18 protein-coding genes are annotated in these 25,816 nt (G+C 30.5%); 14 read left to right on the top strand and 4 right to left on the bottom strand.

All coding sequences use genetic code 11. From position 1 onward, the window contains the following. Positions 1–244: 244 nt before the first annotated feature. From uvrC to ACTG45_RS18340, 3 genes are all read left to right on the top strand, one after another. Positions 245–2,062: an excinuclease ABC subunit UvrC gene (gene uvrC, locus ACTG45_RS18350; RefSeq protein WP_479919549.1), complete on the top strand. Its 1,818-nt coding sequence runs from the start codon at positions 245–247 to the stop codon at positions 2,060–2,062. Then, complete coding sequence (gene hprK, locus ACTG45_RS18345) at positions 2,062–2,991, top strand: HPr(Ser) kinase/phosphatase (RefSeq protein WP_021386302.1); 930 nt, start codon at positions 2,062–2,064, stop codon at positions 2,989–2,991. The genes uvrC and hprK overlap by 1 nt, the downstream gene beginning before the upstream one ends. Before the next feature lie 141 nt (positions 2,992–3,132). Further along, on the top strand, positions 3,133–4,929 hold the full coding sequence (locus tag ACTG45_RS18340) for a MutS-related protein (protein WP_021386317.1): 1,797 nt from the start codon (positions 3,133–3,135) through the stop codon (positions 4,927–4,929). A gap of 121 nt (positions 4,930–5,050) precedes the next feature. Here the strand turns inward: ACTG45_RS18340 and ACTG45_RS18335 are convergent, their stop codons facing one another. The 4 genes from ACTG45_RS18335 to cls form a co-directional block, all read right to left on the bottom strand. Next, positions 5,051–6,832 (bottom strand): NADH-dependent [FeFe] hydrogenase, group A6, encoded by a 1,782-nt coding sequence (locus ACTG45_RS18335; RefSeq protein WP_021386324.1) that lies wholly within the window; start codon positions 6,830–6,832, stop codon positions 5,051–5,053. Positions 6,833–6,854: 22 nt separating this feature from the next. Further along, complete coding sequence (locus ACTG45_RS18330; protein WP_021386321.1) at positions 6,855–8,741, bottom strand: NADH-quinone oxidoreductase subunit NuoF; 1,887 nt, start codon at positions 8,739–8,741, stop codon at positions 6,855–6,857. A 16-nt stretch (positions 8,742–8,757) separates the two neighbouring features. Next, positions 8,758–9,255 carry an NADH-quinone oxidoreductase subunit NuoE family protein gene (locus ACTG45_RS18325; protein WP_003416946.1) on the bottom strand — a complete coding sequence of 166 codons (498 nt, stop codon included), beginning with the start codon at positions 9,253–9,255 and terminating at the stop codon, positions 8,758–8,760. A 317-nt stretch (positions 9,256–9,572) separates the two neighbouring features. After that, positions 9,573–11,054: a cardiolipin synthase gene (cls, locus tag ACTG45_RS18320; protein WP_479917719.1), complete on the bottom strand. Its 1,482-nt coding sequence runs from the start codon at positions 11,052–11,054 to the stop codon at positions 9,573–9,575. 317 nt (positions 11,055–11,371) lie between these two features. On the opposite strand from cls, the gene ACTG45_RS18315 reads away from it, so the two are divergent. From ACTG45_RS18315 to rlmD, 11 genes are all read left to right on the top strand, one after another. Next, on the top strand, positions 11,372–12,142 hold the full coding sequence (locus ACTG45_RS18315; RefSeq protein WP_021386327.1) for a formate/nitrite transporter family protein: 771 nt from the start codon (positions 11,372–11,374) through the stop codon (positions 12,140–12,142). Positions 12,143–12,414: 272 nt separating this feature from the next. Further along, on the top strand, positions 12,415–13,329 hold the full coding sequence (murB, locus tag ACTG45_RS18310; RefSeq protein WP_479917718.1) for a UDP-N-acetylmuramate dehydrogenase: 915 nt from the start codon (positions 12,415–12,417) through the stop codon (positions 13,327–13,329). A gap of 3 nt (positions 13,330–13,332) precedes the next feature. Beyond that, the gene (locus ACTG45_RS18305) at positions 13,333–14,049 is read left to right on the top strand and encodes a PHP domain-containing protein (protein ID WP_021386308.1); all 717 of its coding nucleotides are present in this window, start codon (positions 13,333–13,335) and stop codon (positions 14,047–14,049) included. A gap of 27 nt (positions 14,050–14,076) precedes the next feature. Beyond that, positions 14,077–14,934 carry an RNase adapter RapZ gene (rapZ, locus tag ACTG45_RS18300; RefSeq protein ID WP_021386320.1) on the top strand — a complete coding sequence of 286 codons (858 nt, stop codon included), beginning with the start codon at positions 14,077–14,079 and terminating at the stop codon, positions 14,932–14,934. Positions 14,935–14,945: 11 nt separating this feature from the next. After that, positions 14,946–16,052, top strand: coding sequence for a gluconeogenesis factor YvcK family protein (locus tag ACTG45_RS18295; protein ID WP_479917717.1), 1,107 nt, complete (start codon positions 14,946–14,948; stop codon positions 16,050–16,052). Between the two features lie 68 nt (positions 16,053–16,120). Further along, complete coding sequence (locus tag ACTG45_RS18290; RefSeq protein ID WP_003416968.1) at positions 16,121–16,546, top strand: NUDIX hydrolase; 426 nt, start codon at positions 16,121–16,123, stop codon at positions 16,544–16,546. A 16-nt stretch (positions 16,547–16,562) separates the two neighbouring features. Then, on the top strand, positions 16,563–17,513 hold the full coding sequence (whiA, locus tag ACTG45_RS18285) for a DNA-binding protein WhiA (protein ID WP_021386323.1): 951 nt from the start codon (positions 16,563–16,565) through the stop codon (positions 17,511–17,513). Between the two features lie 153 nt (positions 17,514–17,666). Further along, complete coding sequence (locus ACTG45_RS18280; protein WP_021386328.1) at positions 17,667–21,236, top strand: DNA polymerase III subunit alpha; 3,570 nt, start codon at positions 17,667–17,669, stop codon at positions 21,234–21,236. 208 nt (positions 21,237–21,444) lie between these two features. Continuing rightward, the gene (gene pfkA / locus ACTG45_RS18275) at positions 21,445–22,404 is read left to right on the top strand and encodes a 6-phosphofructokinase (protein WP_021386333.1); all 960 of its coding nucleotides are present in this window, start codon (positions 21,445–21,447) and stop codon (positions 22,402–22,404) included. 51 nt (positions 22,405–22,455) lie between these two features. Then, positions 22,456–24,216, top strand: coding sequence for a pyruvate kinase (gene pyk / locus ACTG45_RS18270; RefSeq protein WP_021386316.1), 1,761 nt, complete (start codon positions 22,456–22,458; stop codon positions 24,214–24,216). A gap of 174 nt (positions 24,217–24,390) precedes the next feature. Further along, a complete protein-coding gene (gene rlmD, locus ACTG45_RS18265) occupies positions 24,391–25,749 on the top strand; it encodes a 23S rRNA (uracil(1939)-C(5))-methyltransferase RlmD (RefSeq protein ID WP_479919548.1) in 1,359 nt (452 codons plus the stop codon). Positions 25,750–25,816 lie beyond the last annotated feature (67 nt).

Here is a 25,816-nt window from a genome sequence, read left to right as displayed (position 1 = left end):
TAAATCTTAAAATTAGAGATATAAGTTAATTACATCTTTTAGAAGTTAGTTAACTATAAGTTGTAAACAGTCAACAAAAGTATAAAGTCCATATTACTCTTCATATTTAGGTTTGTTTTTAAATCAATTATGGAAGGGGGATATGGACTTTAACTTGTCTAGAGTACTGGAAATTGTATAACTTTTTAAATTTCACATTTTAGGGTATAATTTTAGTATAAAATTTAATGTTTTGGAGGGCGAGATGTTTGATATACAAGAGCATTTAAAAAAATTACCTTCTGAGCCCGGAGTATATTTAATGAAAGACAAATACGACCATATAATATATGTGGGAAAAGCCATATCTTTAAAAAACAGGGTAAGGCAGTATTTTCAATCTTCAAAAAACCATACATCTAAAGTAAAATCTATGGTTAAGAATATATATAAATTTGAGTATATTATAACGGATTCAGAGTTAGAGGCATTAATACTTGAATGTAATCTAATAAAAAGATATAGACCGAAGTATAATGTAGTACTTAGAGATGATAAAACTTATCCATATATCAAAGTAACTACAAATGAAGATTACCCAAGAATCTTAAAAGTTAGAAGAGTTCTTAAAGATAAGGCAAAGTATTTTGGACCATATACTAATATAACTGCTGTGAATGATACTTTGGAACTTATAAATAGTACCTATCCAATAAGAAGTTGTAAAATAGATATAGAAAAAGCAATAAAGAATAAAACAAGACCTTGTTTGAATCTGCATATAAATAAATGTCTAGGACCTTGTACAGGAAATGTTTCTAAAGAAGAATATGGAAAGATGATAGAAGAAATTATAATGTGTTTATCTGGTAAAGAAGAAAAATTAATGGAGCTTTTAAAGGAAAAGATGAATGAGAGTTCTATGAATTTTAGATTTGAGGAAGCTGCTGTATATAGAGATAAAATAAAGAGTCTAGAAGAAATGATACAGAAGCAAAAAATAGATACTAATGTAAGTGACTTAAATCAAGATGTGGTTGCAATGGCAAGAGCTCATAATGAGGCTTGTGTACAAGTATTTTTTATTAGAAATGGTAAAATTGTGGGTAGGGAACACTTTATACTAGAAGGTGTAATGGATAGCCCAAGAGCTTCTATATTAGGTTCATTTGTAAAACAATTTTACAATGAGCAAGAGTATATACCTAAAGAATTAATTATAGAAGATGAGATAGAAGATAGTTCTATATTAGAAGAATGGTTATCGTCAAAAAAAGGTCAAAAAGTAACGATAAGAGTTCCACAAAAGGGAGAAAAGAAAAGCTTAGTTGAAATGGTAAGAAAAAATGCTGTAGAGTATCTTGAAAAGTTTTCTGACATGAACAAAAGAAAATATGAAAAAAGTATTGGAGCGTTGGAAGAATTAAAACATCTATTAAATCTAGAAAAGTTACCAATAAGAATAGAGGCTTATGACATATCAAATATACAAGGTGTAGATTCGATTGGTTCTATGGTAGTATATACAAATGCTAAAAAAGATAAAAAAGAATACAGAAGATATAAAATAAAAACAGTCATTGGACCTAATGATTATGATTCTATGGCTGAAATTGTAGATAGAAGATTAAAACATGGAAATTTACCTGACTTGATATTGTTGGATGGTGGAAAAGGGCAGGTTAGTGCAGTAAAAAGGGTCTTAGAACTTAATGATGTAGATATACCTCTTTGGGGAATGTACAAAGATGATAAGCATAGAACCAAAGGATTGATATGCAAAGAAAAAGAAATAGAGCTAGATAAAACAACCAATTTATATAGATTTATTGCTAGTATACAAGAAGAGGTTCACAATTATGCGATAACATATCATCGAAGTTTAAGAAATAAAGCTTTGACAAAATCTATCTTAGATGATATACAAGGAATAGGTGAAAAAAGAAAGAAATCATTACTAAATCATTTTAAAGATGTAGATGCTATAAAAAAAGCTACTATGGAAGAACTTCTAGAAGTAGATGGAATGAATAAAAACATTGCAGATAATGTTTATAATTTTTTTAGGAAGGAAGAAAATTAATGGAAACTAGCAATAAGGTATCGATAAGAGAGATAATAAAAGACCTAAAGTTAAAAGTTGTGTACATGCCTGATGATGTAGATTATTATGTCTATTCTCAAGATATAAATAGACCAGGATTACAGTTTGCAGGATATTTTGATTACTTTGCGTATGAAAGAATACAAATAGTTGGAAAAACAGAATATAATTTCTTTGGATTGATGGATAATAATATTAGAGAAGAAGTATTAAATAGATTTTTCTCATATGAAATACCTGCTCTAATAATCTCTAGAGACTTGGAAATCAAGCCAGATGTAATAGAAAAAGCTAAAAAATATAAGAGAATACTTTTGAGTACAAACAGAAATACAACTAGACTTATAAATAGACTATCAAATTATTTGGATAATAAATTAGCACCACACACAACAATTCATGGAGTGTTAGTTGATATTTATGGGATAGGCGTACTGATAAAAGGTGAAAGCAGTATAGGAAAGTCAGAAACAGCATTAGAACTGATTCAAAGAGGAAATAGACTAGTTGCAGATGATGCTGTGGAAATAAGAAAGCTGGATGAAAGTATGCTGATGGGGCAGTCACCTGAATTAATAAGACATTTCCTTGAGATAAGAGGAATAGGAATAATAGATGTTAGAAGTCTATATGGAGTAGGAGCGATTAAAAATTCTAAAATGATAGATTTAGTAGTTCATCTAGAAGCTTGGGATGAAACTAAATATTATGACAGACTTGGACTTGATAAAGAATATGAAGAGATACTTGGTGTTAACGTAGAGAAACTTGTTGTACCTGTTAAGCCTGGAAGAAATACTGCTATGATATTAGAAGTAGCAGCAATGAATTTTAGACAAAGAGGAATGGGATATGATGCAGCTCAAGAGTTTACTAAAAAATTATCAAAATTAATTGATACTAAGTAGTAAAGAATAATATTAAAATTAAGTTGTATATAATATTTATTAATAATATATATCATATAAGGAAAATTTAAAATAATAGATTAAAATCACACTAGATTAATTTTTGAATTTTATTATATAATAAGAAAGTTGGAATTTTTTATGGGAATAGACTATTTTAGTAAACTTTTACAAAGTACTACTGAAAAAGAATTGCTCTTAAGTAAAAAGTCAAATAATATAAGCACAGCAAGATTAATCTCTTTTTTGATAGTGATAGCAGGATTTGCTATTGGATTTTATAATAAAAATATAGCAGGTATTTTTGTTGGAGCTATAGCAATTATATTATTTATAGCACTCTTGGTTATTCATAATAAAGTAAAAGAAGAAGAAATGTATTTTAAAAGTAAGGGTGAAGTAATAGACAAGTATATCAAACGATTTGGAGATGGATGGAAAGAATTCAAAATAGATGGTAAAGAATACTTAAAAGATGAGAATTCACAAGCAAAAGATTTAGATTTGTTTGGAGGAGCTTCATTGTATCAATATATATGTGTAGCTAATACATCTTATGGGAAGAAGTCCTTGGCTAAGTCATTATGGAATGAAAATCCAGATGATAAGATAATATCAGAGAGACAAATAGCAATAAAAGAACTTTTATCAAAAGATGACTTTTCTATTCATATTCAAACACTGAGCAATATAATTGGTAAGGAGCAAAAAAATAACTCTGATGGGAGTATAGAAACATTTATAGAGTATGGAGAAAATAAAAATGTATATATACCTAAATGGATGCATATTTTTACTTGGGGTCTACCTACTGCTACAATCCTATCTTTTATATTTTTTACATTAGGTTTTTTACCTATTTTACCTGTTTTTTTACTTTTTATAATACAGTTGGGATTTAGTGGCTTTGGGCATACGAAACTTATGCAAACTCTTTCTCCATTATTTTCATTTAGTAGAAATATACAAGTATATGAAAAGATGTTTGAGGTTTTAGAAAAAGAGACATTTGAAAGTACTTACTTGAAAGAATTACAAGAAAAACTTTCTAAGGGAAGTGGCGTTTCAAAAGGTATTAAACAATTGAATTCAATAGGAAATGCTGTGAATTTAAGATATAATCAGATATTATATATAATTGCTTGCGGTGTTCTTATGTGGAATTATCATTGTGCAGAATCTCTGGAACGATGGAAAGGAATGTATGGAAATCAAATTAGAGGATGGCTGGAATCTATTGGGGAATTTGAAGCTCTAATAAGTTTAACAGTTATTGGTCATGTAAAGGAGAATACATGCTTTCCAGTAATAAAATATGAAGATGCTCCAAGGTTAAAAGTTGAAGAAGTATATCATCCATTGATAGCAGAGAAAAGTGTAATAGCAAACTCAATACAATTAAATTCTCAGACATGTATTATTACAGGTTCAAATATGTCTGGAAAAACAACATTTTTAAGAAGTATAGGAGTGAACTTAGTATTAGCATATGCAGGAGGACCAGTATGCGCTAAGAATTTTGATGCAACTTGTATGGCTATATTTACATCTATGAGAATACAAGATGATGTAAGCCAAGGAATATCAACTTTTTATGCTGAGATTCTTAGAATAAAATCAATGATTCAATATAGCTTAAAAGAATTACCAATGTTGGTTTTAGTGGATGAGATTTTTAAGGGAACTAACTCTGCTGATAGAATTATTGGAGCAAGTGAGGCAGTAAAGAAGCTATCAAGACCATGGGTTATAAGTATGGTTACAACACATGATTTTGAGTTATGTGACCTTTCAGGTAGTGGAGATGTTGAAGTTGTAAACTATCATTTCTCAGAGTACTATGTAGATGATAAAATCCATTTTGACTATATGATAAAAGATGGAAGATGTAAAACTACAAATGCAAAACAACTTATGAGGATGGCTGGGATTCTTTAATTAATCTATGAGTCTAGGAAGTTGTATTAAATTAAACTAATAAGGATTGTCTTAAAATACTTAAGAGTATTTTAAGACAATCCTTTTATTTAAGAACACTTAATTTTATAATTGTTAGAGCTTATTTAGATTCCTCACAAGCACATTCTTGTGGACATTCTCCATAGATACAGCTCTTATCGAAGTAATGAGTATGAAGATATTTATGAGCTACATCGCTATTTGGGTCTCCAAAGAAGTCTTTATAAATAGCTTGTAAATCAGGGTTTTCATGAGATTTACGTATAGCTTTATTTCTATCTATTTCATATAATGCATTTGCACGTCTATCAACTATTTCAGTATTACCATGGTGATAAGGTTGACCAGCACCTCCAACACATCCACCAGGACATGCCATAACTTCTATAATGTGATATTTACATTCTCCACTTCTAACCTTATCCATAATCTTTCTAGCATTTTTAAGTGTATTTACAATACACACATTAACTGTAGTTCCATCAACATCTATGCTTGCTTCTCTTATTCCTTTAAGACCTCTAACATTAGTAAAGTTTACATTATCTAAAGTCTTATTAGTTATCTTCTCATATGAAGTACGTAGAGCAGCTTCTAGAACTCCACCACTTGCTCCAAATATAGATGCAGCACCTGTAGATTTTCCTAAAGGATTATCAAAATCTTGGTCTTGAAGATTAGGTAAATCGATAGCAGCCTCTTTTATCATCTTAGCTAACTCTCTAGTAGTTATAGAAAGGTCAACATCTAGTATTCCAGATTCACTTAATTCTTCTCTTGAAGCTTCATATTTTTTAGCTACACAAGGCATTACAGATACAACATAAAGCTCTTCAGGATTGATTCCTAATATTTTAGGTGCGTAGTAATTTTTAGCTATAGAACCAAACATACCTTGAGGAGACTTACAGCTAGATGCTAAATTTAACTTATCTGGATAATTATGCTCTAAGAAGTTTACCCATGCAGGACAACAACTAGTTAATATAGGAAGATTTTCACCACTTTGGATTCTCTCTATAAATTCAGTAGCTTCTTCCATGATAGTAAAGTCTGCACCAAAGTTTGTATCAAATACATGTTCAAATCCAAGTGCTTTTAAAGCAGCTACCATTTTTCCTGTAGAAATTGAACCTGGCTCTAATCCAAATTCTTCACCAATTGCAACTCTTACAGCAGGAGCAACTTGCACTACTATAGTTTTTTCTTTTCTATTTAAAACATCCCAAAGTTTAGGTACATTATCTACTTCTGTTAATGCTCCAGTTGGACAGACAGATATACATTGACCACAGAATGTACACTCTGTTTCAACCATATCAGCGTTAAAGAATGTACTAACTAAAGTATTAAATCCACGATTAACTCCAGATAATGCTCCTACTGTTTGTATATCATTACATACAGTTTCACATCTTCTACATAATATACACTTAGAGTGGTCTTTAACTAAAGACTTAGTAGAAGTATCCTTACCTGCAAAAGATTTAGAACCTTGATATCTTATTTTTCTTACTCCTAAATCAGCAGCTATAGTCTGTAATTCACAATCTCCATTTTTTTCACATACAAAACAATCTTGTGGATGGTCTGATAACAATAATTCAACAATAGTTCTACGAGCATTTAATGCTTTTGCACTATTAGTTTGAACTCTCATACCTTCCTTTATAACTGTCCCACAAGCTGGAACTAGGCCTCTCTCTGTCTCAACCATACAAACACGACAAGATGCACAAGTGTCAAGCTTATCTATTTCATTCATATGTAAATGACAAAGATTGTGTATTTTTATATTTATTAATTTCGCAGCATCTAAGATAGAAGTTCCACTAGGTGCTGAAACGTGTTTGCCATTAATAGTTAAATTAACTAAACTCATTGTTATTCCTCCTCCAAATAAGTTATTTCTTGATTATAGCGTTAAATGTACAATTATCTATACAAGCACCACATTTTAGACACTTAGAAGTATCTATTGTATGTTGTTCTTTAACAGAACCTGTTATACAACCAGCAGGACACACTCTAGAACATTTTGTACAACCCTTACAAGCATCTGTTATAAAGTAAGAAAGTAAGTTTTGACATTTGCCAGCAGGACATTTCTTATCCACAACATGAGCTATATACTCATCTTTGAAATATTGAAGAGTACTTAAAACAGGGTTTGGAGCAGCTTTACCAAGACCACATAATGAAGCAGTTTGTATAGTTTCAGCAAGGTTTTCTAGGTCATCTAAATCTTGTAGAGTACCATTACCTTCTGTAATTTTAGTTAATATTTCTAATAATCTTGTAGTACCTATACGACAAGGTGTACATTTACCACAAGATTCTTCAACAGTAAACTCAAGGAAGAATTTGGCTATATCTACCATACAGTCAGATTCATCAAGAACAAGCATACCACCAGAACCCATCATTGAGCCTATAGAACTTAATGAACCAAAGTCTATAGGGATGTCCAAATGCTCAGTTGGTATACATCCACCAGATGGCCCACCTGTTTGAACTGCCTTGAATTGTTTGTCTTCAGGGATTCCTCCACCAATTTCAAATACGATATCTCTTAAAGTAGTACCCATTGGAACTTCAACAAGCCCTACGTTTTCTACTTTTCCACCAAGAGCAAAAACTTTAGTACCACTAGAATCTTCAGTTCCTAAGTTAGCAAACCAGCTTCCACCATTCAGTATGATTGCTGGAATATTAGCAAAAGTCTCAACATTGTTTAAGCAAGTAGGAGATTTCCATAAACCACTCTTAGAAGAACTATAAGTCTTCATTCTAGGTTCTCCACGTCTACCTTCAATTGAATGCATTAGAGCTGTACCTTCACCACAAACGAAAGCTCCTGCACCGTATTTTAATTCTAATTTAAAGTTAAATCCAGTACCTAATATATTTTCGCCAAGTAAACCATATTTTTCAGCTTGAGCTATAGCTACTTTTAATCTTTCTATAGATTTTGGATATTCTGCTCTTATGTATATGTAACCTGTATCAGAGCCTATAGCATATCCGCATATTGCCATAGCTTCTAGTACACTGTGAGGGTCACCTTCAAGTACTGATCTATCCATAAATGCACCTGGGTCACCTTCGTCAGCATTACAGACAACGAATTTTTTATCTGTTGGACCAGCAGGATTTTTTGAAGCAGCTTCCCATTTAGAACCTGTAGGGAAACCAGCACCACCTCTACCACGAAGACCAGAAGTTTTTACTTCTGCAATAACTTCTTGAGGAGTAAGAGAAGTTAAACATTTGCCTAGGGCTAAATAACCATCATTGGCAATATATTCTTCTATACTATCTGGGTCTATAAGTCCACAATTTTTTAAAGCTATACGTAATTGCTTCTTGTAGAAAGACATTTCTTCTTGTTCTTCTACTTTTTTACTTAAAGATTCTTCTTCATATAATAATTCCTCAACAACTGTATTTCTAATCAAGTGGCTTTGAACTATCTTTTCAGCATCTGATGGTTCAACCTTTACGTAGAAAACGTTATCAGGATAAACTTTTACGATAGGACCTTGAGCACAGAAACCAAAACAACCAGTCAAGCGAACACTAACTTTGTCTTGGATTCCTGATTTTTTTATTTCATTTTCTAATTCACTAACTATTTCCATACTGTTTGAAGATGTACATCCAGTATCACAACAAACAAGTAATTCTCTTCTTAATACATTTTCCTTAGAATAATTTTTTCTTAAGCTAAGATTAGGTTTCAGCTCATCAGCCAAAACTTTTAATTCATCAAATGAATTTACTTTACGCATTATTTATTCACCCCTCTTAACAATTCAATTCTAATTCTCTATAAGTATCTAATATTTCGCTTACTTGGTCGGGTTTTACCTTACCATAAACTTTACCATTTACAGTAACAACTGGAGCTAAACCACATGCCCCCAAGCATCTTAAACCTTCTAAAGAAAATTTAAAATCACTAGTAGTTTCTCCAACTTTTATACCAAGCTGTTTTTCAAAAGCGCTTAATATCTTGTCAGCACCTTTTACAAAACATACAGTACCTAGACAGACACTGATTTTATACTTACCTACAGGTTCTGTAGTAAAATAAGAATAGAATGTAACAACTCCATATACCTTTGCAGGAGCTACGCCAAGTTTTCTAGCAACGTGAAGCTGAACTTCTTTTGGAAGATATCCAAATATACCTTGCGCTTCATGTAGAACTTGTATTAACGCACCTTCCTTTGTTGCAAGAGAGTCAATAAATATATCTAGTTCGTCAAATAATTGCTTGTTGTGTGAAATAAAATCGCACATAACAAATCCCCCTTTTCTTTTTAAAGTTATTATTTTTCAAAAAATAATTAACCATGAGTTGACCCCAACCTTATGTTGGTGAACAAAACCAAAACAATAAAGAAAGAACAATATACAACAATTTCTTTATTCATAAAAACAATGCAAAAAAGTTACCTATTAAAAATAAAAACTATACTAGTCTATTATAATATAAAATAATTCAGAATAGTTAAAAAAAATAAAAAAAATGGACTAAATTCAATAAAAAAAAAATAATATATATAAAAAACTTTAAAAAATAAACTGAAATGTAAAATTTTTATAAAATAAAAGATTTATAAAACTGCTGATAATAGTCTAGAAATTGATTCCTTGATTTTTATATAAGTAGACCTAGAATTATATATATCTAATGTTATTTCTTTTGAATCTAAAATATCATTTTCAAATATAATTCTTTGTTCCAATGCTTTTTTTGAAGAGTACATAAATGCATTTACTTCAAAATTAAGTTCAAAGCTTCTTATGTCCATATTAGCTGTTCCTATAGAGCAGATAGAGTCATCTATAACTATCGTTTTAGCATGTAAAAATGCATTTTGACCATAAGTATAAATTTTAGCTCCAAAGTTTAAAAGCTCTCCAGCATATGAATATGATGCCCAGTATACAAAAGGATGGTCAGGTTTAGAAGGAATCATAATTCTTACATCAACACCAGATAAACAAGCTATTTTTAAAGTATCTATAAACGTTGAGTCAAGTATTAAATAAGGACTCTGTATATATATATACTTTCTAGCTTTCTGAATCATTTTAAGGTAACCATATTTAATTTCGTCAAGCTCTGATATATCTGGACCACTTGACACTATCTGAATCCCAATATTTTCAGAAGGATGATTAGAGTGTGCTTCTTCTTCTATAAAGTACTTTTCTAAGTCTAAATCTTCTTTAGTTGTGTATCTCCAATCAAGGATAAATCTCATATTCAGGTCAATTACACAATCACCAGTAAGCTTAGTATGTGTATCTCTCCATAGACCAAATTTTGGATTTCTACCTAAATATTCATCACCAACATTATATCCACCTACAAATCCTACTTTACCATCAATAACAACAATTTTTCGGTGATTTCTATAGTTTAAGTTAAAGTTTACAATTTTTAAGAATGATGGGAAGAAGCTTCCAACTTTAACACCACTTTCTTTAAGTCTAGAGAGTGTACTATTCTTTAGTGTTCTACCACCCACTGCGTCAAATAAAAGTCTTACTTCAACACCTTCTTTAGCTTTAGCTACTAGAATGTCGATTATTTCAGTTCCGATTTTGTCATCTTTGAAAATGTAAAATTGTATGTTTATATATTTTTTAGCTTTTTTAAGTTCATCAAGAAGACTGTTAAAAAATTGACTAGACTCAGCATAAATCCACACATCGTTATTATTGGTATAATGAGCATTATTTGAATTAGCTAATGCATAAATCATATCCTTATGTTGATGTATATCTGAATCAATTTCAGAAGTAGACTGGAGTTTAACTTGAGTATCTAGTATGTTACTTTTGATTATCTTATCGTCCTTTTCTTTCAATCTAAACATATTGTTTTTTGAAATATTTCTACCAAAAGCTATATAAAGTATGAATCCAAGTGCAGGAATTAATACCAATATAAGAAGCCATGTTAGAGTTGTATTTATGTTTCTTTTTTCTCTAAAGATAAGGTTCAGTATAACCATGAAATTAATTATATATATTGTAGTAACTGCTATTTCATATATCGACATTTCGAAAAATGATATATCAAACATAAAATTTCCTCCTTCAAATATTTATTAAAATAAGTAATTATATATAATAACACAAACATATATCTATTATATATAATACCTCAACAATAAAAAAGTAAAATAAATAATCGAGAGGTAAATTTTTCAAATTCGATATAAATTATTTCGAAATTAACAAAGTTGGTATATAATAAATAGTATAATTATATGAGACAAGTATATATAAGCATATAGTATATTTTTTATGTTAATAAAATTTATTATATATCATATTGTTATTATATAATTATTGCCATAAAAAGACAAGGAAAAGTATAATTTTTAAGGGGGAAGGATTTATGAGTAAAGGATTCTTGACACCTGGGGAAACAGCACAAGCAACTATAAGTGCTGGCATTAAAAAAGCGAATATTTCAACACAAAATGCAATTTTATTAGGTTTATTTGGAGGAGCATTTATAGGTTTAGGGGCATTGGGGAGTATTATAGTTAGTCAGACTTTCGGTAAAATAGACCCAGGAGTAGCTAGTTTTTTAAGTGCTATGGTCTTTCCAGTAGGTCTTATGCTTGTAGTAGTAGCAGGAGCAGAGTTATTCACTGGAAATACTTTAATGCTTATTCCACTTATGGACAAAAAAATAACATTAGGAAAAATGTTAAGAAACTGGGGACTGGTTTATTTTGCAAATTTAGTAGGTTCAATTTTATTAGTCGCACTTGTATTTTATTCTTCTACATTGACAGGGGATGCAGCTACAAAAGCTATAGCTGTAGCAGAAGCTAAAGTTAATTCAACTATAGTTTCAATGTTTTTAAAAGCAATACTTTGCAATATTCTAGTAGTTTTAGCTGTATGGATGGCTACAGCATCTCAAGATGTAGTATCAAAGTTAACTTCATGCTGGACAGTAATAATGCTATTTGTGTTATGTGGATTCCAACATAGCGTTGCAAATATGTTTTTTATACCAATGGGAATGGCATTAGGAGCAAATATAACTATAGTCCAATTCATAACTAATTTGGTATTTGTAACACTTGGAAATATTGTTGGAGGTTCCATAATAGTTGGAGGAATTTATTATCTTTGCTATGTTAAAAATAGTTAGATAAATAATACGAATTAAATTGCCTTTTAAAGCATTGATATCAGTGATATTGATGCTTTTTTTAAATTATTTATATTCTTTTATATGTTGTTATTTTTTTTTTTTTAATTTATTATATATTTATTGAATATAGTTTGTAATTAAGAAACTTAAAATATAAAATCCATATGATAAGCAAAATCATATATTATTGAATATAGTTAATACTATATATTAATGTAATTTAAATAAGAATGACAGCTAAAGTTCAGTATAATTTGGGAGGAAATACAATGAATAATCAAGATATATACGAAAATTTATTAAATATATTAAGTAAAGATGATATAAAAGTTGATGAACCTATGAAAAAGCATATTTCATTTAGAGTAGGAGGACCAGCAGATATATTGGTTAGACCTAGAACAGAAGAACAATTAAAAAATGTACTTCAGTTGGTAAAAAAGGAATCCATTCCATATTTAATAATTGGAAATGGCTCAAATATTTTAATTAAAGATGGTGGAATAAGAGGTATTGTAATAGAATTAGCCGATAATTTCAATTCTTATGAAATAAATGATACTAGAATGATTGCTCAGTCAGGAGTTTTGTTATCAGTTTTAGGTAAAGCTCTTCAAAAACAAGAATTAAAAGGATTTGAATTTGCATCAGGGATACCTGGAACATTGGGAGGAGCATTAGCCATGAATGCTGGGGCATATGGTGGCGAAATGAAAGATATAGTAAAATCAGTAAGATTAATGGATATGGAAGGAAATATATTTGAACTATCAAATGAACAGATGGAATTTGGGTATAGAGGAAGTATAATATCAAAAAATGGCTATATAGCCTTATCAGCAGAATTAGAATTACAAAAAGGAAATTATGATGAAATAAAAAGTTTAATGGACGATTTGGCAACAAGAAGAACAACTAAACAACCATTAAATTTTGCTAGTGCAGGAAGTACATTTAAAAGACCAACAGGATATTTTGCAGGTAAATTAATAGAGGAAACTGGATTAAGAGGTCTTACTTTAAGAGGAGCACAAGTGTCTGAGAAGCATTGTGGATTTGTAGTTAATCAAGGAGAAGCAAATGCTAAAGATATCTTAGATTTAATATATGTTATAAAAAGTGCTGTATATGCCAAGTTTGGGGTTATGTTGGAAGAAGAAGTCAAAATACTTGGAGAGGATTAACAGATGAAAATACTGGCTGATTATCATACACATACATTATATAGTCATGGAAAAGGGACTATTGAAGACAATGTAAAGGTGGCCATTTCTAAGGGAATAAAAACAATAGGAATATCAGACCATAGTTATAAACATATTGCATATGGTGTAAAGAAAAAAGATATTCTTAAAATGAGAGAAGAAGTAAATTATTTAAATGATAAATATAGTGATATAAATATACTCTTAGGTATGGAGTGTAACATATTAGATGACAAAGGGAATATAGATATGGATGATAAATTTATCAAAGAATTTGACTATATTATGGCTGGTTATCATTTTGGCTCTACTCCAACCTCATTCAAAAGTCTATTAAATCATTGTAATAATTATATATTCAAAACTGAAAAAGCAAAAGAATATAATACAAAAGCTGTAATAAATGCGATGAGTAATAATGATATTTTTATAATTACTCATCCTGGAGATAAAGGCGATGTGTATATAGAAGAAGTAGCAAAGAGAGCAAAAAAAACAGATACTAGACTTGAAATAAATAGTAGTCATTCTTTTTTGAATGTTAATCAATTAAACAAGATAAAAGAGTTAAAAAATAAATTTGTGATAGGTTCAGACGCACATTGTCCAGAACGAGTTGGTGACTTTGAACTAGCGATAAAGACTGTATTTAATTCTAATCTAGATGTATCATTAGTAGAAAACATTATAATAGAATAAACGTAAGATAAAAGGGAGGAGTTAGCAATGAAATTTGTTATAGTTACAGGTCTTTCAGGATCTGGAAAAAGTGAGACAATGAGAGCTTTAGAGGATATGGGATTTTATTGTGTAGATAATCTACCTCCTGCTTTAATAACTAAATTTGCAGAATTATGTTATCAACCAAATTCAAGTATTGATAAAGTTGCTCTAGGGATAGATATAAGAGGAAGAAAATTTTTTGAAGCTCTTCATGAAAGCTTAAACTACTTGGAAAAAGAAAATTATGAATATGAGATGGTATATTTGGATTGTGATGATGATGTACTGTTAAAGAGATATAAAATGACAAGAAGAAATCATCCGTTGGCAAAAGATATGCAGATTCCAGAAGGTATAAAAATGGAAAGAAAAATAATGGAGCCTTTAAAGGAATTATCTACATGTATAATTGATACAACTAATATGAAGCCAAAAGACCTTAAAGAAGAAATAAAGAAAATATATTCTTCTGGTGAAGATAATCCAAATTTAACTATATCTGTAGTATCTTTTGGGTTTAAACATGGTATACTTGCTGATGCAGATTTAGTATTCGATGTAAGATTTCTTCCAAATCCATATTATGTTGAAGAATTGAGATCTAAAACTGGTGATGATAAAGAAGTTAGAGACTATGTTATGAATTCTAAAATCAGTGAAGAATTTTATATAAAACTTTTAGATATGATTCATTTTTTAGTGCCTCAATATATAGAGGAAGGAAAACAACATTTAGTAATTGGTGTTGGATGTACAGGTGGAAGACATAGGTCAGTTACTATAACAAATCTTATAGCGGAGGATTTATCTAATAAAGGATATAGGGTTGTAAAGAAACATAGAGACTCTATGTTACGATAGTGGAGGCAAACATGGCTAAATTACTTATTATTGTAGGAATTTTAGGTTGGATTGCATTAATTGTATCGTTATTTATATATAAAAAAGCAAAAAATGAAAAAGTAAAATTATTTCAAAGGTCTATTGTTGAAAATAGAGACCCAAATGTAGTAGTGATAGGTGGAGGTACTGGTCAGTCAGTATTTTTAAGAGGTCTTAAACATTCCACACAGAATATCACTGCAATTGTTACTGTTGCTGATGATGGTGGAGGTTCAGGTGTATTGAGAGAAGACCTAGGGATGCTACCACCAGGAGATATAAGAAACTGTCTATTAGCACTTGCAAATATAGAACCAACAATGAATGAAGTCATGCAATATAGATTTACAGAAGGACTTTTGAAAGGTCAGAGTTTTGGAAATTTATTTTTGGCTGCTATGAATGGATTGTATGGCAACTTTGAAAAGGCTGTGTATAAATTAAGTGAGATTTTTGCTATAACAGGAAGAGTTTTGCCAGTAACCTTAGAAGATGTAAACTTAGTTGCAAAATTGGAGAATGGCAACATAATAAATGGAGAATCTAGCATACCAGAAGAATCGAAAAGTCAAAAAAGCTCTATTGACAAAATTTTTTTAAATCCAAAAGATGTCAAACCATTAAAGGATGTTATTGCTTCTATTTATGATGCTGATATTATAATTATGGGTCCTGGAAGCCTATATACAAGTATCATACCAAATCTACTTGTAGATGGGATTGTAGATGCCATTAAATCGTCTGTAGCTCCAAAAGTATATATATCAAATATAATGACCCAGCCAGGTGAGACAGATGGTTACAACGTATTAGAGCATGTTAATGCTATAGTGAAGCATACTGATGAGAGTTTAATAGATTATGTAATAGCAAACAATGAAATATTGCCAGAGGAAATGCTTGACCTTTATAGACAGGATGGAGCAGAACAAGTTTTGCTTGATAAAAAACAAAAAGATAAATTAAAAGAGATAGGTATAAAAACCGTAGAAAAGAATTTAATTGAAATAAAAAATAATTATATAAGACATGATGCAAAGTATATATCTAACATAGTTATTGAGTTAGCCCTAAATCATAATTACAACAAAAGTTAGTAAAAAAGGATTTTAAAAAATTGTGTAGAAATCCTTATCATTATGTTAGTTTTAAGGAGTGAACATCGATGAGAGAAGAGGTTAGTGCTGGTGGTGTAGTCCTGTTTGGCAATACAATTCTTTTACTAAGGAAGTTCAATGGAGATTGGGTGCTACCCAAAGGAAAAGTAGAAGAAGGGGAAAATAACCAAGAGGCAGCATTACGTGAAGTAAGTGAAGAAACTGGAGTAAAGGCAGATATATTGAAATATTTAGGTGAAATACATTATACATTCAAAGAAAACTGGGATGAAAATAGAGCAGTTCATAAAACAGTTTTTTGGTATTTGATGCAAGCAAAGAATATGGATACTATTCCACAAAAAGAGGAAGGCTTTATTGATGCTAAATTTATCCATCTAGATAGAGTTGTAGACCTAGCTAGATATGATGATGAAAAGGAGATAATAAAGGTTGCCTTACAAGAAATAAAAAAAAGGTTAAAGAAAAATTAGTTAATGGGTGATAGAGATGTCTTTTTCAACTGAAACCAAAAATGAACTAGCGAGAATTGTATCTGGAAATGAATGTTGTAATATAGCTGAATTGTCAGCTCTAGTCAAATCAGGGGGAAGTATACAAATTGTTGGATATAAAAAACTAAATCTAAAGATAACAACAGAATTAAATTCAATAGCCCGTAAAGTATTCAAGTTATTAAAAAAGAATTTTAATATTAATACTACAATCTCTGTAAATAAGAATCAAATGTTAAAGAGAAATAACAGTTATGTATTGATGGTAACAAGTGAAATGGGTTCAGAAAAGTTATTAAAAAAATTAGGTATACTTGAAGATAAAGAAGGATTTTTTACTATAAACAAAATTCCAGATAGCTTAATTAAACACGAAGGATGTAAAAGAGCTTTCATAAGAGGTGCTTTTCTTGGTGGAGGTTCTATAAGTGACCCAGAAAAGAACTATCATATGGAATTTGTGACTAACAACGAGGAGTTTGCAGATTCCTTAAAAGAGCTTATAAACTCTTTAGGTTTTAATAGTAAAATTGTGGCTAGAAAAAATAATCATGTTGTTTATATTAAAGAGAGTGAACAAATATCAGATTTGTTGAGTATTATAGGAGGACACCACGCTCTTTTAAGTCTCCAAAATACTAAAATAGTAAAAGAAATGAGAAATAATGTAAACAGGATAGTAAATTGTGAGACAGCTAACCTTTCTAAAACAGTAAATGCAGCAGTAAGACAAGTAGAAAATATTAAGTTCATACAAGAAACTATAGGAATTAGCAGCTTACCAGAAAATTTACAAGAAATAGCTAATATTAGAATTGAGTATGAAGATATGACTCTCAAAGAACTTGGAGAGATGTTAGAGCCACCGATAGGAAAATCTGGTGTCAATCACAGGCTTAGAAAAATAGAGGAAATTGCGACAGATTTGAGAAAAAAATCATTATAATAAATTGAGGGGACAATCTCAGAATAAGCATTAATTTCTAACATATAATGGGATATGTTGAAGTTAATTCCTATTTTGAGATAAAAGTCTCTGTTTTTGTTTTAAGACATATATTTGTGGTAAAATTAAATTTATAAAACAGGAGGTGATTTAATGGACAAAGATTTTGCTCATCTTCATGTACATACTGAGTATAGTTTACTCGATGGATTTTCGAGGGTGAAAAAACTTATAAAAAGAGCTAAGGAGTTAAACATGAGCTCAATAGCTATCACTGACCATGGTTGTATGTTTGGTGTTATAGATTTCTACAAAACAGCTATAGAAGAAGGAATAAAGCCAATTATAGGATGTGAGGTCTATACGGCTGCACGTGGACTTAGAGATAAAGACCCAAACTATGATAAATATCAAGGACATTTAGTTCTATTAGCTAAGAATATGGAAGGCTATAAAAATTTAATAAAAATAGTTTCGACTTCATATGTAGAAGGCTTTTATTATAAGCCTAGAGTTGATATGGAAGAACTTAAAAGACACAATGAGGGAATTATAGCACTTTCTGCATGCCTTGCAGGAGATGTAGCACGTGCCTTAATGAATAGAAATTATGAAAAGGCAAAACAATTTGCTATTGATTACAGGGATATATTTGGAGAAGAAAATTTCTTTTTGGAGATTCAAGACCATAATTTACCCGAACAGAAAGAAGTAAATTCTGGATTAGTGAAATTATCAAAAGAGACTGGTATTCCACTAGTTGCGACTAATGATGTCCACTATGTAAATAAAGAAGATTCAAAAATACATGATGTCCTTATGTGTATTCAAATGGGAAAAACATTAAATGACCCAAATAGAATGAGATTTGGTAGTGAAGAGTTCTATTTGAAATCAAGAGAAGAAATGGAAGAATTATTTCCATATGCATTAGAAGCTATTGATAATACTACGAAAATAGCTGACATGTGTAATGTAGAGTTTGATTTTAATACTATACATCTTCCGAAGTATGATGTTCCAGAAGGATATACACCAGAAACTTATTTAAGGGAGTTATGTTTTAATGGATTAAAAGAGAGATATGACAATCCCAGTGATGAGATACTGGAGAGATTAAATTATGAATTAGATGTAATTGAAAAAATGGGCTATATGGAGTACTTCTTAATTGTATGGGATTTCATAAACTTTTCTAAAGAAAATAATATTATAGTAGGTCCAGGTAGAGGTAGTGCAGCTGGTTCAATAGTAGCATATACACTTAAGATAACTGATATAGACCCAATAAAATATTCTCTCTTATTTGAACGTTTTTTAAATCCAGAACGTATATCTATGCCAGATATAGATATAGATTTTTGTTATGAGAGAAGAGAAGAAGTTATAGATTATGTAAAGAGAAAATATGGTGATGACCATGTTGCACAAATAATAACTTTTGGGACAATGGGTGCAAAAGCAGCAATAAGAGACGTAGGAAGAGTGTTAGATATAGGATACAATAAAGTTGACAAGATAGCTAAAGAAATTCCTTTTGCTTTGGGAATGACAATAGATAAAGCTCTAGATACAAATCCTAACCTTAAAGAGTTGTATGACCAAGACCCTGAAACAAAAGAGATAATAAATATATCTAAACAGATAGAAGGAATGTTAAGACATGCTTCTACTCATGCAGCAGGAGTAGTTATATCAAAAAATCCTGTAGATGAGTATGTGCCTCTATATAAACATCAAGATGCAATAACAACACAATTTACTATGACGACACTTGAAGAACTGGGTCTTTTAAAGATGGACTTTCTTGGATTAAGAACACTTACAGTTATAAGAGACACTCTTGATTTAATAGAAAAAAATAGAGTTATAAAAAACTATACAGAAAAAATAGATTTTTCAAAGATGGATTATGATGACCCAAAGGTATATGAGATGTTATCATCTGGAAACACATTAGGAGTATTCCAATTGGAGAGTGCTGGTATGAGAAGCTTTATAAAGCAACTAAGACCAGACAACTTTGAAGATATTGTAGCGGGAATATCTCTGTTTAGACCAGGCCCAATGGATTCTATACCTGCATATATAAAAAACAAAAGCAATCCAAAAGATGTAACCTACCTACATGAAAAATTAAAGCCTATAATGGAAGTAACATATGGTTGTTTGGTATATCAAGAACAAGTTATGCAGGTTGTTAGAGATTTGGGTGGTTATAGTTACGGTCGAAGTGACTTGGTTAGAAGAGCCATGAGTAAGAAAAAGATGGATGTAATGGAAGAAGAAAGACAATATTTTATCCATGGTAAATTTGATGAAGATGGCAATATAGAAATCGCAGGTTGCATTAGAAATGGTGTAGAAGAGGAAATAGCTAATAAAATATTTGATGATATGATAGACTTTGCTCGTTATGCATTTAATAAATCACATGCGGCGGCATATGGAGTTTTAGCATATGAGACAGCTTATCTAAAAACATATTATCCAGTTGAATTTATGGCGGCGTTGATAACGAGTGTCATGGGAAATACTGACAAGGTAGTTGAGTATATAAGAGAATGTAAAGCATTAGAAATAGATGTATTGCCTCCAGATATAAATAAAAGTTTTTCAAAGTTTTCAGTTGAAGGTAATAATATAAGATTTGGTCTAGCTGCTGTAAAAAATGTTGGTGTAAACATAATAAACAATATAATTGACGAAAGAGAATCGAATGGATTATTTGTAGATTTAGTAGATTTAGTTAAGAGGTTAGACCAAAAAGATACAAATAAGAGAGTAATAGAAAGCTTAATAAAATGTGGAGCTTTTGATAATATAAGTGAAAATAGAGCTAGTTTAATGGCTGGTTATGAAAGTTTATTAGAAAGTGTATCTATGGATAGAAAGAAAAATGTTCAAGGTCAAATTTCTCTATTTGATGCTTTTGGAGATAGTGAAGAAGATAATGATTTTCAACAAATATATAGTTTACCTAAAAGACAAGAATATGAAGAAAGAGAGAGACTTAATCTTGAAAAAGAAGTACTGGGAATGTATGTAAGTGGACATCCTTTATCACAATTTGAAAAAGAGTTGCAAGAAAAAACATCTATAGATAATGGAAAATTAAATTCATTAAAAGAGGATGAAGAAGCATATATACAAATGAATGAAACAGATGCCATAATGGGTGGAATGATTGTGAATAAAACTATAAAAACTACAAAGAGAAATGAAATTATGGCGTTTATTGAATTAGAAGATTTGTATGGAGCTATAGAAATAGTAGTTTTTCCTCAATTATTACAAAAATACAATGTCATTTTAAATGAAGACAATATAATCTATGTAAAAGGAACATTAAGTATAAAAGAAGGCGAAAATGCAAAACTTATAGCTAGAGAGATAAAAGATATAAACGATAGCACTGATTTTGCAACTAGAAACTATAATTCAGGAAGAACTAAAAATATACAAGATATTAAACCACAAAGTGGTAAAAAATTGTATTTGAAAATAGATAGTATGTCTGATACAGATACAACTAATAATATTGTAGAAATAGCTAAACAGCATCCAGGCAATGATAGTATATACCTATATCCTATGGATGAAAATATAAATGGTAAGCGTAAAGCATATAAAATGACAGGAGTATTGACTTGTATATGTGATGAATTTATAAATAACTTAGAAAAGTTACTTCCTAAAGATAACATAAAAATAAAAGCTTAATTTTTCGGATAAAAATCTAAATATATTATAATAATATGAAAAATATTGTCCGTTTTGTGATATAATATCACAAAATGGACATTTAAGGACATTTAATTTTTTTAGTCTTGATGGGATTGAAAAATGATATAGGGACAAAAAAAGTCCATTAACATATAATAACAATGATTATAATAAAAAATTGACATAAAATCCAAGGAGGAAAAAGATGAAAACTATAGGATTACTAACAAGTGGAGGAGATGCTCCAGGAATGAATGCTGCGATTAGAGCGGTTGTAAGATCAGCAATATATTATGGATGCAAAGTATATGGAATCAATAGAGGATATAAGGGATTACTAGAGGAAGATTTAACTGAAATGAACTTATCTTCTGTTGGAGATATTATACACAGAGGAGGAACTATATTAAAGTCTTCTAGATGTGAAGAATTTAAAACAGAAGAAGGTAGATTAAAAGCAGTAAAAATTCTTAAAAAGTATAAAATCGATTGTTTAGTTGTAATTGGTGGAGATGGTTCATTTACAGGAGCTCAAAAACTTAGCGATTTAGGATTTCCAGCTATAGGTATACCAGGAACTATAGACAACGATTTAGCATATACAGATTATACTATAGGATTTGACACTGCAATGAATACTATTATAGATGCTATAGGTAAGATAAGAGATACATCATCTTCTCATGAAAGAGTTAATATAGTAGAAGTCATGGGAAGACACTGTGGAGATTTGGCTCTATATGCAGGTCTTGCAGGGGGAGCTGAAACTATAATAGTACCAGAAGTAGAAATTAAAGTTGATGAAGTTGCTTTAAGACTAAAGACTACTCAAAAAAGAGGTAAGAGACATAGTATAATCGTTTTGGCAGAAGGTGTCGGAAGTGCTAGCGATTTAGAAAAAGAACTTAAAAAAGAGTCAGGGGCAGACTTAAGAGTAACCGTATTGGGGCATGTCCAAAGAGGAGGAAGTCCAACTGTATCTGATAGAATACTAGCAAGTAGACTTGGTGTAAGAGCAGTAGAATTATTACTAGATGGAAAATCAGCTAGAGTCGTAGGAATAAAAGAAAATAAGATAATTGATTTAGAAATAAGTGAGGCTTTAGCTCAAAAGAAAGTGTTTGACAAAGAAGCTTATGAGATGGCAAAAATATTATCTATATAAGTTTTAGTATTAAAAATAAATCTGTGGAATAATATCTCAGGAGGAGCAAATATGTTAAATAATGTAAAGAAGACAAAAATTGTTTGTACACTAGGTCCAGCATCACAAAGCGAAGAAGTTTTAACTCAACTTATGCAAAATGGTCTAAATGTGTGTAGATTTAACTTTTCTCATGGTTCACATGAAGAACATAAGGAAAGAATAGATATGGCAAAAAAAGTTAGAGAGAAATTAAATAAGCCAGTTGCTATATTATTAGACACTAAAGGTCCAGAAATTAGAACAGGTAATTTTGAAGACCCAGAGGTATTTTTAGAAGAAGGGCAAAAGTTCACTATAACTATGAAAGATGTTATGGGAACTAAAGAAATGTGTACAGTAAGCTATAAAGGTCTTGCTGAAGACGTTAAAGCAGGAGATTCTATATTAATAGATGATGGCTTAGTTGGCTTAAGAGTAAAAGAAATAAATGGAGAAGATATAGTTTGTATTGTTGAAAACTCAGGGATAGTTAAAAATCACAAGGGAGTAAATGTACCTGGTGTTAAGATAAATTTACCAGCAATAACTCCTAAAGATATAAGTGATATAGAGTTTGGAATAAGTCAAGGTATAGATTATATAGCAGCTTCTTTTGTAAGAAAGGCATCTGATGTACTAGCGATAAGAGAAATACTAGAAAATAATAATGCAACTGATATACAAATAATATCTAAGATAGAAAACCAAGAAGGTGTAGAGAACCTAGATGAAATATTAAAGGTTTCTGATGGTATAATGGTGGCTAGAGGTGACTTAGGTGTTGAGATACCTACTGAAGAGATGCCAATAGTTCAAAAAATGATGATAAAAAAATGTAATGAATTAGCAAAACCAGTTGTAACTGCTACTCAAATGCTTGATTCTATGATAAGAAATCCAAGACCAACAAGAGCAGAAGTTACAGACGTTGCTAATGCTATATATGATGGAACAGATGCGATAATGTTATCTGGAGAAACTGCTGCTGGAAAATATCCTGTAGAAGCAGTAAAAATGATGGCTACAATAGCAAAAAGAACAGAAGAAACTTTAGATTATGATAGATTACTAAAGGAAAATGGAACTAATAATGTTACTGTAACAGATGCAATAAGTCATGCAACTTGTACAACAGCAGTAGATTTAAATGCATCAGCTATAATAACGTCTACTTCTTCGGGATATACTGCTAGAATGGTATCTAAGTTTAGACCAAAATCTCCAATAATAGCTACTACAAATAATGAAAAGACTATGAATAAACTAGCTCTTACATGGGGAGTTTATCCAGTTAAATCTTCTGTTGCAGGAAATACAGATGAAGTTATAGAAAAAGCAATAGAGGCAGCTAGACAAGCAGATTATATAGATAATGGAGAGTTAGTAGTTATAACTGCTGGAGTACCAGTAGGGGTAAGCGGAACTACTAACTTAATAAAAGTTCATGTAATAAGTGAAGAAATTGTTCAAGGTATAGGTGTAGGTACTCAAACAGTGGAAGGTAAAGTTCGTGTAATAAAGAATGGAGAGGCTTGTGTAGATTTCAATGAAGGAGATATACTTGTTTCTACGACTACTGATGCTGAAATGAACAATTATATAGAGAAAGCAGGAGCTGTAGTAACAGAGAATGGTGGAATGACATCACATACAGCTATTGTAGGTATAAATTTAGATATACCAGTTATTGTGTCTGCAACAGATATAACAAATCTAGTAGAAAATGGAGAAGTTGTAACTGTGGATGCATCAAGAGGTGTGGTATATAGAGGTTCAACTAGAGTTTTATAGGAAAAATAATAAATTTATTTGTCAAGGGGCTTTATAAGCTCCTTTTTTTTTGGTAAAATAAAATATTGTAGCTTAGTAAAAAATATAGTTTAGTTAATAGCAATATTTTAATATAAATTTAAAGAAAAAAGTTTGTAAAGATTAAAATATAATAGATTGATTGGAGGGTGATTTATGCTTTCGAAAAACGAGGTGTATATTGTAGATATAGTAGACATTGGACAAGGCGGAGTAGGAGTTGGAAAGTACAATGGTATTACAGTTTTTGTAGAGGGCGGATTAATACAAGATAAGGTAAAAGTTAGGATTAATAAAGTAAAGAAAAATTATGCCGTAGGAGATATTGTTGAAATAATAGAGAAGTCTCCGTTTAGAGTAAAAAGAGTGTGTAATGACAATCTTAGGGATTGTGGAGGATGTCAGATACAAGATTTAGATTATAATAAGCAACTTGAAATGAAAACGAATGAAGTGAAACAAGTACTTGCTAGAATAGGTAAGTTAGATGACGTAGAAGTTCATAACACTATAGGAATGGAGAATCCATATAGATATAGAAATAAAGCACAATTTCCAATACAAAAGAATGATGGTGTTCCAATTATTGGATTTTACAAAAAGAAGACTCATGATGTAATATCGACAGAAAAATGCGTAATACAACATGAGATAAATGATAAAATTGTTAAGATAATAAAAACATATATAAGAGCCTATAAGGTAAGTATATATGATGAAAAGACTCATACAGGATTAATTAGACACTTAGTAACAAAAATAGGTTTTACAACTAAAGAAGTGATGGTTGTATTAGTAGCTAATGGAAATAAACTTCCATATCTTAAAGAATTAGCTTCTGTACTTAAGGAAAATATACCTGGGTTTAAAACTTTGGTTGTAAATGTAAATCAAAAAGATACAAATGCTATTTTAGGAAGAGAAAATATAGTTATTTATGGTGATGGTAAAATAAATGATTATATAGGTGACTTAGTGTTTGAGATTTCACCATTATCATTTTTCCAAGTAAATCCTGTCCAAACTAAAGTATTATATGATAAAGCTCTTGAGTATGCAAGTCTAAAGGATACTGATACTGTTTTTGATATCTACTGTGGTATAGGTACAATATCTTTATTTTTGGCACAAAAGGCTAAAAAAGTTTATGGAATAGAAATTATAGAAGACGCTATAAAGGATGCTAAGATAAATGCTAGATTAAACAACATACATAATGCAGAATTCTATGTTGGTAAGGCAGAAGAGGTTGTACCTAAGATGTACAGTCAGGGTAAAACTGCGAATGTTGTAGTTGTAGACCCACCTAGAAAGGGATGTGACGAAAAGGTTCTAGAGACTATTGTTTCAATGAATCCTGAGAGAATTGTTTATGTTTCTTGTAATCCTTCTACGTTAGCTAGGGATTTAGATTATCTAAATATGCACGGATTTAAATGTGTCGAGGCTCAGCCTGTAGATATGTTCCCTCATTCTACACATGTGGAAACTGTAGCTAAGATAATCAAGAAATAGTACATTTATATAGATTATATATTAATAATATATTGTATTTGCCACCGATTTGCCAACGTAACTTAAT

Source organism: Clostridioides sp. LIBA-7602, assembly GCF_056688945.1.
Note: the sequence above shows the minus strand (reverse complement) of the source record. Positions and strands in the feature narration are given on the sequence as shown.

Bases quoted from the DNA above. Each gene is read 5' to 3' on its own strand.
- uvrC (WP_479919549.1), top strand. From the start codon at position 245: ATGTTTGATATACAAGAGCATTTAAAAAAATTACCTTCTGAGCCCGGA.
- hprK (WP_021386302.1), top strand. From the start codon at position 2,062: ATGGAAACTAGCAATAAGGTATCGATAAGAGAGATAATAAAAGACCTA.
- ACTG45_RS18340 (WP_021386317.1), top strand. From the start codon at position 3,133: ATGGGAATAGACTATTTTAGTAAACTTTTACAAAGTACTACTGAAAAA.
- ACTG45_RS18335 (WP_021386324.1), bottom strand. From the start codon at position 6,832: ATGAGTTTAGTTAATTTAACTATTAATGGCAAACACGTTTCAGCACCT.
- ACTG45_RS18330 (WP_021386321.1), bottom strand. From the start codon at position 8,741: ATGCGTAAAGTAAATTCATTTGATGAATTAAAAGTTTTGGCTGATGAG.
- ACTG45_RS18325 (WP_003416946.1), bottom strand. From the start codon at position 9,255: ATGTGCGATTTTATTTCACACAACAAGCAATTATTTGACGAACTAGAT.
- cls (WP_479917719.1), bottom strand. From the start codon at position 11,054: ATGTTTGATATATCATTTTTCGAAATGTCGATATATGAAATAGCAGTT.
- ACTG45_RS18315 (WP_021386327.1), top strand. From the start codon at position 11,372: ATGAGTAAAGGATTCTTGACACCTGGGGAAACAGCACAAGCAACTATA.
- murB (WP_479917718.1), top strand. From the start codon at position 12,415: ATGAATAATCAAGATATATACGAAAATTTATTAAATATATTAAGTAAA.
- ACTG45_RS18305 (WP_021386308.1), top strand. From the start codon at position 13,333: ATGAAAATACTGGCTGATTATCATACACATACATTATATAGTCATGGA.
- rapZ (WP_021386320.1), top strand. From the start codon at position 14,077: ATGAAATTTGTTATAGTTACAGGTCTTTCAGGATCTGGAAAAAGTGAG.
- ACTG45_RS18295 (WP_479917717.1), top strand. From the start codon at position 14,946: ATGGCTAAATTACTTATTATTGTAGGAATTTTAGGTTGGATTGCATTA.
- ACTG45_RS18290 (WP_003416968.1), top strand. From the start codon at position 16,121: ATGAGAGAAGAGGTTAGTGCTGGTGGTGTAGTCCTGTTTGGCAATACA.
- whiA (WP_021386323.1), top strand. From the start codon at position 16,563: ATGTCTTTTTCAACTGAAACCAAAAATGAACTAGCGAGAATTGTATCT.
- ACTG45_RS18280 (WP_021386328.1), top strand. From the start codon at position 17,667: ATGGACAAAGATTTTGCTCATCTTCATGTACATACTGAGTATAGTTTA.
- pfkA (WP_021386333.1), top strand. From the start codon at position 21,445: ATGAAAACTATAGGATTACTAACAAGTGGAGGAGATGCTCCAGGAATG.
- pyk (WP_021386316.1), top strand. From the start codon at position 22,456: ATGTTAAATAATGTAAAGAAGACAAAAATTGTTTGTACACTAGGTCCA.
- rlmD (WP_479919548.1), top strand. From the start codon at position 24,391: ATGCTTTCGAAAAACGAGGTGTATATTGTAGATATAGTAGACATTGGA.